The sequence below is a fragment of the Companilactobacillus sp. HBUAS59699 genome, assembly GCF_036913575.1.
GTDB lineage: Bacteria > Bacillota > Bacilli > Lactobacillales > Lactobacillaceae > Companilactobacillus.
In genome coordinates, this window is the sequence record NZ_JAYKTV010000002.1 from 315637 (window position 1) to 330536 (window position 14900).

Below are 14900 nucleotides of genomic sequence, written 5' to 3' on the forward strand. Positions count from 1 at the left end.
TCTTGATTTAAAAGTCATTGTAAATAAATTTGACGCTACCTACACCGTTATACCCATAGATGTATAGAAGAACTAAAAAGATTGCGAAAAAAGCGATGGTTTTAATTACAAACATACTAACTGGTTTTTTTAAAAATATAAGTAAATTTTTCATTATAATTTACACCTTTCCCTTAATTCCGCCACGTAAAACTTATATAACCATTCAGATATATAGAGTGTCAAACAAAATAATTAATAGAAATTATGAATTAACGTTTTATCTATATAACTTTTATAAGTATTATAATAACGCCTGTTTAAACATATAACTGCATTTTTGTAAAAATATTTTGTCATTTTTGACCAAAACATACTGTCACAGTCGGTTTATCCACCATATGTTTAAACATCTTTTTTGAAAAAAGTTTATTTTTTGCTGTTAATTCTAAAAAAATATCTGAATCATCTCGATTATTACCGATAAAAATGATTCAATTCCCCACTAAAACGAAATATTCTAAATTTATATATACAAATTTTATATAAAATGACCGAAAAAATTATCACTATTTAAAACGATACAATTAACGGCTTATTTTTCATTCGCGTAAAGTTCAAATAAATAATTTGCTCGATACGTGAGCGGTAGACAAATCTGCGTCCAAGATTTGATACGTTTTCTATAATAGTTTTCCATTTTCTGTAAGTCGCTTGTTTTTTCTTACAACTAACTTACATTTTTGTAAGCTTGGCGTTATAGCAATCTTTCCAAGTCTCCCATTGTAGTTTTACGATAATTAGCCATTTGATTATCTCCTTATAAGATAAATTACGTATTCTTCTTTTGGTTGTACTAAATTTTTTGTGTTGGATGCCGCTGATGGTGGACAACAATTCCATCTGCCGTTGGACCGGTCTCAGCCTGAGGAACGTCTTCGACCTCACTTGGAAGCCTGTAGTCTTCCAAGTCATCCAATGTTCTAAGCGATAAATTACTAAGAACACTTTTACGACTGATTCCATTGTTGTCCACCATCAGCTAAGTTTGTATAATTTGTAGATTATTTAGCTCTTTGATACTAAGACGAACTAAAATAGCACGTACGATAATTTGAATATACTATCGTACGTGCTATTTAAATATAGTAGATAATTTAGCTTCTGGTCAGCAGTAATGGAATCAGTAGCAAAAGTGCTGTTAATGCGGGTAGTTTTCCCACATTTACAGCACTGGACGTCCTTATTGATTTGCGGTCTTTGCAAAGCAATAAGGCGAGATCTGAGACCGCTTTTCGGCTCAGATCGGTCCTGCTACAGATGGAATTACTGATGTCCGGAAGCGGATATAGAAATGCAAAAAATTCTATTTACCATCAGAATCCGGGAAAAACTTAGATAACTCATAATTCATGTGTAGCAATTCTAACGAATGTTCATTTTGTAGTCTGTCCAACTTTATATGACCATCATCAACCTTCAATAACTCATTGATATCTTGAAAAGACTGCGCCACCTCAAAATAATACTGATAGCGCATCGATGTAAATTGAAGATTGATCTTTTGTTTGGACCAGACTGGGGCTTCGTGCGGACCTTTTAGAAGATTCTCCAAGAAATTGTAGTCAAAGTCCGACCATCCCTTCAAATTGTATTCTTTGATCAAAGATCTGATATCATCCATGTCATCAAAAATAGACACAAAGTTCAATAACCAATTCATCTTTTGTGTAAAAGCATTCTTTTGCGACATAGCCGCAACTAAATAAATGACGCGTAGATACCTAGCGCCTCTAAATTTGAATTTCTTATCCAAATCATCGATCAGGAAGAAGGCATTCTGAAGATAATAACTTTTATTTTTGCGCTTGTTGATAAAGTTTTCCAACAGATCCTGTGTATAAATAGTTATTACCCCAGTATTAAATAATTTATCCACTGGCATTTCCTCACCGACCAGTGCTGCCAATTGCGCTCCCTTGTCATTTTCTAAATGTCGCTGAACTAGCCTATCATCATTACTCCACGGCAATTTCAATTGATTATTTTCTAAAATTGAATAATAAGTTATCTCTGTCATTTTCCTATTCACCTTACTTCCATTGTACATAAAAAAGCCGCCGAATAAACGACGACTTTTCTACCAACTAGCTTTTTTTACACCAGGGATCTGTCCGGCATGAGCTAACTTACGAAAGTTCAAGCGAGACATCTTAAATTTGCCCATATAACCTCGAGGACGGCCATCGATCAAATCACGAGAATGTAATCTCGTTGCCGATGAATCTCTTGGTAATTTACTGAGTTCTTCATAATTTCCGGCTGCTTTTAATTCTCTACGCAAGTTTGCATAGCGTTCAACAGTCCGTTGTAATCTTTTTTCACGTTCAATCTTTGCTTTACGTGCCATAAATATAATACCTAACCTTTTCCTATTTTTGTGATACTTATATAGGAAGTCAATACTAGTATTTTTAGAATCGGCTTATACATTAACAGATTAATCTTTCCACAGCAACTTATTTGACTTCATATCTCAAAACCGTCTTCAAACGCTCGGGCTCAACCCTTCTAGCATCTGACAAATATATTTCTCGATGGATTTTTGATTTCCGTTGGCGATCGATCTCCTCTGCATAGTTATCCATTAATTCAAAACTAGCTGGTTCGTCATCATACTTACCAACGTGCAATATTTCGATAGCATCATAAGCTGGACGAGTGATTAGCTTCAATTCTTCCATCAACGGTTGATATTTCTTCTCTTTTACTTCAGCGATGGCTGTTTCTATCACCTCATTAGGAACAAATTTCGGAATTCGCATCATAATATCATATTCAAATTCCTTCTTATCTAGATGATCTAGTTGTTGTCCCTTCTCCGTCAGAGACCAAACACCTTCTAATGGAAAAACAACATAGTCGTCAAACTCAATATTGTCAGCCTTTTGACAATATTTTTTATATTTTCCCTTGATTCCATAAGAGATAGGATACAGTGTTGTGATTCTTTCTTTGAATTCATCCCCATTCGGATCACCTATCCCGTGTAAAGAAACAAATCGCTGCTCTGGCGCCGACACTAAAACTGGTTTCTGTTTAGGTAAATACAAATTCTTCTCTTGTTTACGCCACTCGTATTTCATTTTTCCACCTCAGAGGTTTATTTCTAATAATATCACATCAAAAATAGCAACCGATTTTGTTATTTTCCAGATTTTGTAAAAAGTTTTTACAAAAGTTGACATAAAAAAGGACGATTTTTGTGATTCGTGATATCATTAAACTAATGATTCAGCTGCGGGAGGATATATTATGAAATTATCAAATGTCATTACTAGTGTAATAATCGGTTTAAGTGCACTACTAATGTATCCTGCCAACGTTCAAGCTGATACAGTCAATAATGATACTTTAAGCTCCAGCGATGTTGATATTGCTGACAGTAACGATAGAACCGCAACAACCACATCGTCAGAAACTTCAAATGTCAGCGTAACAGTCGTCAGTGATTTATTAACACTTGATGCCGTACCAAATTTCAACTTTGGTAGCGGTGCTTCTGGTGCCACAGTCGATTTAAAGGATAATTCCGATGACGGAAATATTATCGTAGACGGTAATTCCCAAGGTATTCTCCAAGTTACGGAATCACGTAAGAATTCTGATGGACAAACACCCGGTTTTAACTTGTCAGCTCGTCTAAATAGTTTCAGCTCTAATGGAACTAATATCGATGGTTTCTCAATGAATCTTAGTTCTGAGGAATTATTTGACGGTGATGGTGACAACATCAGTACTGGTTCTAATAAGCTCTCTACTAACAAGGCCACTTTAAATGCTGGTAGTGATCAAGAAACTAGCGTGATGAATCTCGCTGCCGGTTCTTACAAATCTGGAATCATTAGAACTAGCTTCACCACTCCTGATTCCGCCAGCCTCTACGTACCTAAGAATGCTGATGTATCAAGTAAATCAGTCAAAAAATATTCCAGTTCTATTGTTTGGACACTAACTCCAACACCTTCCACAAACTAAAAAAATCTTCCTCTAATCAGGAAGATTTTTATTTTTTTCTATTTTTATAACATTGCCAACTCCACTATCATCATAGAATTGTTGCAGCGCTTCTTCAGCCATTTCATCAAGATTATTATTAACATTGTCGAATTTTTTCTTAATATCATCAAACTTCTGCACTGAAGCATTTTGTTGCTCCAAGGGTACAATAGGGATTCTGATATTATGAGTATCCATTTTTTCAGACTGAGCCCTTCCCACAGGACTGCCAATGAACTCCTCTAACCAACGTTGATTTAAGTATTTAGGATCTGCCTTATAGGATTTCTGTTCTATTTTTGCCACATCCGAAAAAACATATGCCTTTGTATCGTCTATCTTAGAATCATCAACTCTGACCGAATATCCCTTTTTCAATTTATAAGTCCTGTTTTGAATATAATTTCTAGGTATCAACGAATAGTTATTTTTAGAAATTTCAGTTAGAGGAACGTTACGAACAAAGCCAGCGTATTCATTATCTTTATTTACTGTCCTAACCACTCTATCGATCTTCTGCCTGTCTAACTTAATAATCCTATATCTGTCTAATATTGAATGAGATTTAGATACAGTATTGATCATTCGAATACTTTTATCAGTTCTAACTTGAGATTTCTTTATAATTAAAATTAGATTTGGCTCTATGGTCTCAATTCCTAGTTGAATTATTGTATCTATCTGACCATTAGAAATATATTTGTCCTTTAATTGACTATCCTTTAAAAAGTATTCCTCCATACCAAAAATCCCACGACTATCATCCTTCAATTGTGACATGGTAGTGGAAATGTCTTCAAAGATATCTTTTTTAGATTCCTTTGATTTTTTTAAAAATTCTATCTTGCTGGTAATAGGAGAATCAACATCTGTTACTTCATAGTAACTATCTGGGGAATGAAATATCGTTAGTGCTTTATCAAACTTGGTTTCACTCGATTTCAATTTCTCATGTTTTAAATTGGCATTAGTACTATCAATACAGTATGTGGCAATACGACTAAAGTCATAAAACAGGCCACTTTCATATCCATAAATCACTTGATTTTTATTTTGTTTCAGAATAGATTTCAGAATATTGCCATACCAAAAATTACCATCAAGAACCGTATCAGTTGGTTGAATATTTGCAATTTTCAACATTATACTAGCAATCATATCTCTATAATTAAGATAATTAAGATCATCAAGGTCATCAAGGCCATCAAATTGATCCCATGCAACTTCGGCATCCCTACTATCGGGGATGTTCTCCAATTCTTGACAGATCTTTTGAACTTTATCTACATCGATGATTTTAAGAATATTACCAGTAAACTCAAAGTTCAGTTTTTGAGCTTTTTTATTAAATAACAACACCAATTCTTCTGGTTTAGACTCAAGATATGACAACATTTTTTGTCTATCATTGTGAATAACGAATAGTATCATTACTAAATGATATTTGTCTTTTAAACTCTTTATCAATTCTGAAAGTCTACTATAATCAGATTTCCAATTCATCAAATACCCCTCATATTATCTATGTTATCTAAAAAATTGATCCAGATTCATCTCACTATATAATTCCAATTGAGATTCATTCAGTTCTTTCCACAACTCTTGACGAGTTGCTTTTATAATGTTTATTTTTTTTTGGTAATTCTTCAATGCGGATATTTGTCTTTTGAGTGGTATTCGCGGAATTTTAATATTCAAAAGTGCTTTTTTATCAACCTCGTTTAAATTGTTTTTCCCTACGAGATATTGCTCATGTGCAATAGGTGACTTTAAGTATCGACTAAGCCATTCACTATCAAATCTAGCATCCGTAACACGAAGAGTTATGCCATCATAGATAGTATCATCCTTATCCTTATCCACATATGAAATTCTCCAAGTATCATAATGAATTCTTACCAGAATATCTGATTTTTTTACTAAATTGACATCCGGTGAGAATCCGTGGAGGGTTCTATATCGCCCAGTATGTTTCCAATCAAAAGTACCATTTCTTATTCGATAACTCTTCCCATATTTACTGATAGTAAAGGGAACAAAGTTTTCACTTATCTTAACTATTTCTCCCAACCTTACCGTCTCGATGCTATTCAGTTCAGTTAGGTCGATTCTTTCACTCCGTCCATTTATTGGATACGGATTTACCACTTTGACAGTATTAACATAGTTTATCGGTAATAAATTATAATTTCTATCCACAACTTCATCTACATCAACATTGCGGACAAAGCCAGCATAGTTAGTCTTTCGATGTACCGCATCAATTATTCTTTTCTTTATAGGATTGATTTCACTACTACTCTTATAACAAAAATCAAATTCAGAGGCATCAATAAATCGGATTTTTTTTGTTTTTTTATTTTTATTCAATATCAATATTGCTGGTCGCCTACGATACTCTGTCTTTCCCAATTGAATGACTGTTTCAACCCAATTTTTATTGACCAATTCATTTTTTATAGAATTATTAAATGCCAGACAATCTGCTGAAACGGAGAAAAAACCACATCCATCAGACTTTAACTTGTTCATACTGGTTCCTATACTCTCGTAATCCTTATAAAAATTATCGTGAGGGCTCGGTACATACTTACGAAAATCATCCGGATAAAAAATTCTTAATGTCAACGTATCTATTGAAAATGCCGCCACAGCCTTATCGAATTGCCGTTTAACTTCATTAATGCCGTGTTCGTAATACAAATGAACATTAGGAGCATCCTTCAAGTACACTGTTGCCAGCATAAAATCATAAAAGATATCTTCAGCTTTTTCAAAAACTACTTGCTCGTTATTGTTTTCTAAAATACTAATCAATAAATAGCTATACGAAAAATCTGCATTCCAAATAGTCTCGTCAGCTTGAATATTAGCCAATTCCATGACTAAGGATTTGTCCATATCATACATTTGTGGACAGACCAAATTCATCAAGTTCCGATAATCTTCATCCGCACTGTGATTTTCGATCTCATCACACAATTCGCGGATCATCTGCAGATCGATCGTCTGTGGGAAATGATCTGAGAAGTTCAAATTTGCCTCTTTAACTTTAATTCTGAATAATGTCGGTAATTCTTTCGGATGAGATCGAAGATATTCAATATTTTTTTCTCGATCATCATGTGTGACTAAAAGTATCATTATTACATGATAGATCAGTTTTATATTAAGAAATCTACTAACATTTCCGAAACCATGCTTTGATCTCATTTACTATCTCCATTGTCATTTTTTTATTATTTTTCGGATGAAAAAAAATATTTTCCCGATTTTTTGTTCAACTAAATGTATTGTATCCCAAATCTCGAAAGAAAGATTTATGAATTTAGAAATATATTCATAGAGGTTTTTTGCTATTATTTTATTAGATAATATTGCTGTAGTTATGAATACAAATACACATAAAGGGGGAAAACGAATGATATCATACAAAAGCTTGATTGCTAAATCTCTACTCATTGCTAGTATATTCTTCGGTGCACTAAGCACAACTGCTTCCCCCGTCCAAGCTGCTGACGTTCAAAGCGCCTTACCTGTAACAGATACAACAGGCGACACACAAACAGCTACCGCTTCTGATGGCACCATCCCCACTGCTACTTCTACAGTTTCAGTTGAGATCTTGTCAGGAATTTTAACACTCGAACGTGTACCAGACTTCGCCTTCGGTGCAACGATGCTCGGTTCAACCGCTAAGTTGCAATCTAACTTAGTTGCCTCAGACGATATCCCAAGTACAACTCCATCTGGTGAAGATGGTAATTCTGAGGGTGTCCTTAAGATGATCGATTCACGTACAGAGACAAACAATGATGGTACTGGCCCTGGATTCTCACTCAGTGCTTCGATTTCACAACTCAATCCTTACAATTCAGGTGAAAAATCACTAAATACTATTTTGCACTTGGGTTCATTACCATTGGTTGACCAAAACAAAGAAAATATCTCATCAACTTCAAAAGATCTAAAAACACAAGCTGGTGATTTAGACAGTGCAACTGGTAGCAATCCAACATTGATCAATCTCCAATCAGGATCATATCGTACAGGTGTTATTCAAGCATTGTTCACTACACCGGATTCCGCAACTTTAGAGATTCCTAACCAAGATAACGACAATACAAGTGGTACAGTTAAAAAATATAACGCTGTAGTTACATGGACTTTAAATGCTGCTCCAGTAGTTGAATAGAAATCCCATACTCTAACGACTAAGTCGTTGGAGTATTTTTTTGTTTAAACACAACTCCATACTTTGCTATTAATTTTTTTATAAAGGTTATACAATAGAGTAAAATATTGAAAACGTTTTTGTATTTTTAGACAAAAAATTTTATGGGAGGGTTATTATGGCACATTCATTAGATATTCTTGCCCCTGTTTCTGGGAACGTCATTGAATTATCATCCGTAAGCGACCCGGTCTTTTCCCAAAAAATGATGGGTGACGGCTTCGGGATCAAACCTACTAATGGTGAAATCCATGCGCCAGTATCTGGAACTGTGACTCTTATCGCCAAGACTAAGCACGCCATAGGCATAACAACTGATGATGGTGCTGAAATACTAGTACATCTCGGAATAGACACTGTTTCCCTAGATGGTCTGCCATTTGATTTAAAAATCAAAATCCATGATGAAGTTACCGCCGGGCAATTGATAGGCAACATGAATCTTAAATTGATCCAAGCCGCTGATAAGGATACAACAGTCATGGTGATCATTACTAACACCGATGATTACTTAAAAAGCATTACCGTCAAAACTGGTGAAACCGTAGGTGGGCAAATTGCTGCAACAGCTACATCCAAAGCTTACGCTGAAAATACCGATCCAACTGAATCCGATAATTATCAGCAATTAGCTGCTGCCATCATAAAAAATGTCGGAGGATCAGAAAACATTGATTCCGTCATCCACTGTATTACCAGACTAAGATTTTACTTAAAAAACGACCGCTTGCCGGATGACAATGCTATTCGTAAGCTCGATGGAATCATCAACATTGCCAGAGCCTCGGGACAATATCAAGTCGTGATCGGTTCAAAGGTGACCGAGATATACAATGCCGTGCTGGAAAAACTCGGACCAAGTTTCAACAATACTCCGACTGCCACTCTAGACGATAAAAACAAAAAAACTATCTTCGAAAAAATCAAAGATAGTTTCAATACTTTTATTGGTGTTCTGACCGGCTCAATGATTCCTATCATCGGATTGCTCGGTGGATCAGGTATTATGAAAGGAATCTTAGGTGCACTGACAGGTTACGGAATTCTCGACAAGGCCAGTGGCACTTACCTGCTATTCTCATCGATTGCAGATTCACTATATTACTTCTTACCGATCATTCTAGGATTCACTGCAGCTAAAAAGTTAGGCTCAAATCCAATCACGATTGCCGTCGTAGGGAGCGTCCTTACCTATCCATCACTGATCGCAGCAAGTGACAACTCAATTCAACTGACCGTGCTTAGAATTCCCACGCACATCATGAGCTATAGCTCGTCAGTCTTCCCGATCATCCTTGCCGCCTGGGTCGGTAGTTACTTAGAAAAATGGCTCAAAAAAATCATTCCCTCACTGATAAGATCAATCTTCTTACCGATCATAGAAGTGATCATCCTCAGTCTCTTGATCTACGTTGGTGTTGGTCCGATCGTACTATCACTCAGTCAATTCTTGTCACACGGCATCGAATCTATCTACTTCGTAAATCCAGCCTTGACCGGCTTCTTAGTCTCCGGATTGTATCAAGTAGCCGTCGTCTTCGGTCTGCACTGGGCAATCATTCCTATCGTGGTCAATGACCTAGCGATCAGCGGTCACAGCTACTTAAATGCCATGATTTCTGTCACGATGGTCGCTCAAGGTGCTGCCGCAATGGCAGTAGCACTAAAAACTAGAGACAAAAAATACCGTGATCTGTCTTGGGCAGCAACAATTTCAGCCTTCTGCGGCGTTACTGAACCAGCAATCTACGGTATCACACTTCGCTATAAGCGAATCTTCTTCTTATCAAATATTGGTAGTGCCATTGGCGGTTTATTAACCGGCATCTTCAAGGTCGATGCCTATGCCTTATCGGGATCTCTGATCGGCTTCCCAGCCTTTATCAATCCTAGTTTAGGCGTGACTTCTAATCTATTAGGGTACGTCGTCGCACACATTACCACACTAGTAATTACCTTCGTTATGGTAATGATCTGGGGCTATCAAGCCGAAGACAACGCCAATCCTATCGTGAGTTAGAATGATTTGAAATCGACCATTGAGAAGTGATTAGGCACATAGCGAGTCTGCGTATGTTCAAACAAACGTCCCGTGTCAGTGTAAACGAACTTAGTGAGTGCTCCAACACAGTTCATATCACCGACATCTAAGACTTGCAGATCACGCTTAGTGGCTGATTCAACCGTGGTAGTTGAACGTTCAGCCGCAATCTTGAATAATTCATGTTCACGGATGTATTCATAGATCGAATTCTCTGCATCTGCACGAGTCATATCACCTAACAAACTCTTGCGGAAGTAACTATTGTCGACCGCTAGAGCCTTACCGTCAAACAATCGTAAACGTTCGATATAATAAGCGATATCGCCCGAATTGAAAGATGTTAGCTTCTCCAAGTCTTCATCGATCTCGACTTCTTTAAACGTCAATACATCAGTACCTAGGCGTTGAATAAACTTGTTTTGAGGGAAATTTCTAAGTGCCTCGAATCCCTCAGTATTTTCCGCTTGAAAGACAACACGGTCGTCGCGAATTGGTTCTAAAACAACGACACCACGTCCCTTTACAGCATAAACAAGCCCATCACTTTGTAATTCTTTTAGAGCACGTCGAACAGTGTTTCTAGTCACGTCAAAACGTGACGCTAGTTCTTCTTCACCTGGTAAAGTATTACGTGGTTGGTAGACTTGCTTATTGATCTCTTGCTTTAATGTATCATAAATATCCGAATATAATTTTTTAGGCATTGGACCTTCTCCTCAATAAACAAATTGTGTGGTATATGTTTAAACATGCTGTATAATAAGTGTTTAAACAAGTGTTTTACATTAGAATTATAACATACGAGTCTATCATATAGCATAACTTATATAGAATAATAATAAATATATTATTACATACTGAACTCAGAGAGTGGTGACTATTTTATGGCAATCATTAATACTTGGACCAAAGAATTCTCGTACTTCCCAAATATCAAACATATCAACCACGGTGGCACTCAGAACATTACCGTTTTTCAGCCACTGGCTACTAGTCGCATTAGATTGTTGGTAAACAATCAATACGGCAAGATTCCCTTGGAAATAAAGAGCATTAAAGTAATTGCTGACGATAAAACGTATGATATAACGATGAATAACAACACCAGTTTCAGTGTAGCTTCTAAGCAAAGCCTCTGGAGTGACTGGCTGCCGATCAACTTGATCAGTAAATCGCTTCTTACTATTGAAATCAAATCATTTAACCATTCAATTCATACCCTGGGATCAACCATCTGCACTGACCTAGTTGATTCCGACAACTACATAGATGGAGATAATCACTTCTTCTATGGAGTTTCTGCAATTCAAGCCGATACCGACCAAATTGCTAATAAAGTTGCCTTTTTCGGAGATTCTCTGACCAATCAGGGCAGATTTACCTCCCCTCTGGCAAAAATATTGGCTGGTGAAAATACCGTAACAGCAAATTACGGCATTTCAGGTAATCGACTATTGCATAAGGGAAATAGTACTTCCAAATGGTCAAACAGCTTTGGACCAGCAGGAATTGATCGCTTCGAAAAGATGATCGACGAATTTCACCCTAACACAGTTATTTTACTCGAAGGTACAAATGATTTGCTACTACCAGGTACTGGAACGCCTACATCTGAATTACCGACCGTAGAAGATATGATCGACGGTTATAACAAAATTGCTCAATACTGTGAAGCTAATAATATCGAGCTGATCTGCCTGACCATACCGCCATTTCAAGGGACTATCATTGACGGTCACGACGCTTGGAGTTCAGAGAAAGAGGCACTACGTACCCAAATAAATGATTTCATCTTAAGTTTAACCAATACTGTCGACTTGGCAACCTTTGTTTGTGATGATTCGCAAAAAAAATTAGCCAAAGAATTTGATTGCGGCGACCACGCTCATTTCTCAGAATCAGGTGGTAACTTGATCGCACAATTTCTAGAGAATAGCTTGAACGGTGAGTATATCAATTATTAGATTAAGACTAACTATTACTATTAGATAGGCTAAGAGAGAATATTGAATGTAGAAATACACTCGATATTCTCTCTTTTTTGTACTTATCATTAAATTATAATTCATCAATTATAAAGTGACAACGTCGTCTATAACATAGCCTATACATGACGTATATAGGTAAAATCCACCTATATTAAGCTGTTTAATCAAGTTGTGATTTTTTTCGCTAATATATTTATATTGTTAATTTATCAAAAAAAAACGAATTAATTTTGAATAAGTTTCAAAAAGTATCCACTTTAACAAAATAATTCTTACAATATCTGAAATATTTATAGAATATTTAAATATTATAATTTATCCATATCATGTTAGGGATTACTAAATTATATAAGAATAGAGGGTAAAAATTATGAGGTTTCAACAATTAAAACGCGATCCAAACGCTGTAATGAGAAAAAAATTAGTTAAATCAAAAAAGAATTGGATCGTTGTAAGTAGCCTTTCAATTGCCGGAGGATTGTTACTGATGTCGGCACCAAGTTATGTCGCTAAGGCCGATACAACTACCGAATCAACAACACCATCAACCGTTGTAGCTAGTTCCTCTCCTGCAAGTACAGAGACCACTACCCCATCAAAAGATGCCGCTCCTGCAGATAATGCTGTAGTTAACGAGGCACCTAAGCAAGATGATACACCTGTGAATGGCAGTACTGACAAAGGTGCTGATACTGTCACAGTAGACGATAAAACAGCTGACACAGACACTACTGATAAAGTTGCCGAACCAGATTCAACTGTAGAAAAAACTGATGTTGCAGGTGGCGATGTTACTGGCAATCTAAAGCTCAGTGCATTGTCTGCCGCAGCTCCAGCAAGTACAACAGATACTGACCCAACAGCAACTCCGGTTGAAGGTGAAGAAGCTGCACCTGAAACACTTACTGACAAAGGCTCTGCAAGTGATACAGACTCAATCGATGGATCAGTTGATACTGGAAAAGTAGACGGCCAATCTGATGCAGCAGCTAAAGAAGATGCTGCAGACGCTGATAAAGCAGGTGAACAACTTGAAGTGTCAGCTGACGCCTTAGACGCCACTGATCCCGCCGCACAATTAGCCGCTGAAGATGTAGTCGCTCCAGTTGCTGAAGATGTCGTTACTAAAACAAATTCCGGTGCTGGTTGGACTTATGATAGTGATACAACTACCTTGAATATCAACGGTGATTTAACAGACTTCAAAGGTGGAGATACAGAACATTGGGGTGGTAATACTAGCGATATTACTACCGTTAACATTAACAAGCAGATTACTGCACCCATCGATTCTTCTTATATGTTTGCTAATATGACTAATCTGAAAACAATTAATAATCTTTCCAATTTAACTTTTACGGCCGATGCAGAACATCCTCAGATTTTAGAGGGAATGTTTAAAAATGACTATTCTATTGAAGATATAGACTTATCTGCTGCTAATTTAATAAAAGCCGAAAATATCAGCCATATGTTCGAAAATGATTACAAGTTAAAAACAATTGAATTTTCTAATACAACCGGTTTTAAAGATATAGTTAATGCTAGTTTTACATTTGCAAATTGTTCTTCTCTAGTCAATCTGGATGCCATGACAAAATGGCAAGCTTCCAATGCCACTGACTTAAGAGGAATGTTTAAAAACGCTAGTTCATTAAAAAAATTGTCTCTCGGTGTTTTAAATTGGAGTATAAATTTCGGAAAAACAAATACTCCTACAAATGGTATGCCTAACACTGGGGATTCTTCTATCGGTGAAGGAATGTTTGATGGCACCAACCTAGATAGTATTACCATGCCTCAAAAACTATACTTTAGTCCCGGAACTGCATTAACATCAAGTTTGGGCTCTAAATGGGTAAGTGATCAAGACAATAAACAATTTCTAGGTGTTCCAACATTTGATGATTCCGGTAACGCAACTGGTGGATTGAGCTCACTATATAACGGTAATGTAGTATCTGATAGCATTTTATTGAAATATACTCCTCAAGGCGCCAGTACAGATGAAACCATAACTAATTTGGTAACAATCAAAACTAATCAACCGAATATGACAATCACGGTGCCAGTCACAGGAACTGTAGGTCAGACCGTAACCAATATTAAAGTACCATCAATAATTACATTCGATGGTAAAAAATATACAACAGACCCAAATCAACTTGTATCAGCCACATTGGGACAAACCATGGCAACTGCAAATGAAACTATAACTTATTCCCGTGAAAAGGCAACTGGTAAAAAAGGAGTTTCTATTCCTACAAACATAACCGATCAGAATATTACAATTGATATACCAGACGGAGAAGTTGGTGTTACTAAACAAATCACCTTAACAAGTGATAACTTACCAACTGGTTATGAAATTAAAGACGGATCAGTAAATACTATCAGTGTAACTTACAATGGCGACTCGGATACTTCTCCTTATACCTTTTCACCGAATGAGATAGAACTAGTTGGTGTTACTAACGATGAGTCTACAGTGACTGTTACTAATCCTGATGGTTCTACTTCTGATTTGACTATTCCTGAAGGAAATTACGGAAATTCAACTACTGTTTATCCTGATCCTATTTCTGGTTACGATACT

Annotated in this window: 12 protein-coding genes; 5 read left to right on the top strand and 7 right to left on the bottom strand. The window is 36.4% G+C overall.

The genetic code is table 11. The features are described from left to right. Positions 1-7: 7 nt before the first annotated feature. The 4 genes from U8519_RS05200 to U8519_RS05215 all read right to left on the bottom strand — a co-directional run bounded on the left by U8519_RS05200 (position 8) and on the right by U8519_RS05215 (position 3125). Entirely contained in the window at positions 8-154 is a 147-nt protein-coding gene (locus U8519_RS05200) for a teichoic acid D-Ala incorporation-associated protein DltX (protein ID WP_334329247.1), read from the bottom strand. A 1191-nt stretch (positions 155-1345) separates the two neighbouring features. Beyond that, positions 1346-2059, bottom strand: a complete 714-nt coding sequence (locus tag U8519_RS05205; protein WP_334329248.1) for a hypothetical protein — start codon at positions 2057-2059, stop codon at positions 1346-1348. Positions 2060-2119: 60 nt separating this feature from the next. Then, positions 2120-2389, bottom strand: a complete 270-nt coding sequence (rpsN, locus tag U8519_RS05210; RefSeq protein WP_334329249.1) for a 30S ribosomal protein S14 — start codon at positions 2387-2389, stop codon at positions 2120-2122. Positions 2390-2498: 109 nt separating this feature from the next. Continuing rightward, positions 2499-3125: a GyrI-like domain-containing protein gene (locus tag U8519_RS05215; protein WP_334329250.1), complete on the bottom strand. Its 627-nt coding sequence runs from the start codon at positions 3123-3125 to the stop codon at positions 2499-2501. A gap of 169 nt (positions 3126-3294) precedes the next feature. Between U8519_RS05215 and U8519_RS05220 the strand changes: the two genes are divergently transcribed. Further along, the gene (locus U8519_RS05220; RefSeq protein WP_334329251.1) at positions 3295-4017 is read left to right on the top strand and encodes a WxL domain-containing protein; all 723 of its coding nucleotides are present in this window, start codon (positions 3295-3297) and stop codon (positions 4015-4017) included. A 12-nt stretch (positions 4018-4029) separates the two neighbouring features. On the opposite strand, the gene U8519_RS05225 is transcribed toward U8519_RS05220, so the two are convergent. Both U8519_RS05225 and U8519_RS05230 read right to left on the bottom strand, forming a co-directional pair. Further along, a complete protein-coding gene (locus U8519_RS05225) occupies positions 4030-5541 on the bottom strand; it encodes an N-6 DNA methylase (RefSeq protein WP_334329252.1) in 1512 nt (503 codons plus the stop codon). A 24-nt stretch (positions 5542-5565) separates the two neighbouring features. Further along, on the bottom strand, positions 5566-7251 hold the full coding sequence (locus U8519_RS05230; protein ID WP_334329253.1) for an N-6 DNA methylase: 1686 nt from the start codon (positions 7249-7251) through the stop codon (positions 5566-5568). 208 nt (positions 7252-7459) lie between these two features. Here U8519_RS05230 and U8519_RS05235 point away from each other — a divergent pair, with 208 nt between their 5' ends. Both U8519_RS05235 and U8519_RS05240 read left to right on the top strand, forming a co-directional pair. Next, on the top strand, positions 7460-8233 hold the full coding sequence (locus U8519_RS05235; RefSeq protein WP_334329254.1) for a WxL domain-containing protein: 774 nt from the start codon (positions 7460-7462) through the stop codon (positions 8231-8233). Positions 8234-8390: 157 nt separating this feature from the next. Then, on the top strand, positions 8391-10292 hold the full coding sequence (locus U8519_RS05240) for a glucose PTS transporter subunit IIA (RefSeq protein ID WP_334329255.1): 1902 nt from the start codon (positions 8391-8393) through the stop codon (positions 10290-10292). Here U8519_RS05240 and U8519_RS05245 read toward each other — a convergent pair. Continuing rightward, positions 10289-11020: a GntR family transcriptional regulator gene (locus U8519_RS05245; RefSeq protein WP_334329256.1), complete on the bottom strand. Its 732-nt coding sequence runs from the start codon at positions 11018-11020 to the stop codon at positions 10289-10291. The two genes, U8519_RS05240 and U8519_RS05245, sit on opposite strands and share 4 nt — an antisense overlap. A 180-nt stretch (positions 11021-11200) precedes the next feature. On the opposite strand from U8519_RS05245, the gene U8519_RS05250 reads away from it, so the two are divergent. Next, positions 11201-12280, top strand: coding sequence for a GDSL-type esterase/lipase family protein (locus U8519_RS05250; RefSeq protein ID WP_334329257.1), 1080 nt, complete (start codon positions 11201-11203; stop codon positions 12278-12280). A 394-nt stretch (positions 12281-12674) separates the two neighbouring features. Further along, a partial coding sequence (locus U8519_RS05255) for a hypothetical protein (RefSeq protein WP_334329258.1) occupies positions 12675-14900 on the top strand: 2226 nt, incomplete at its 3' end.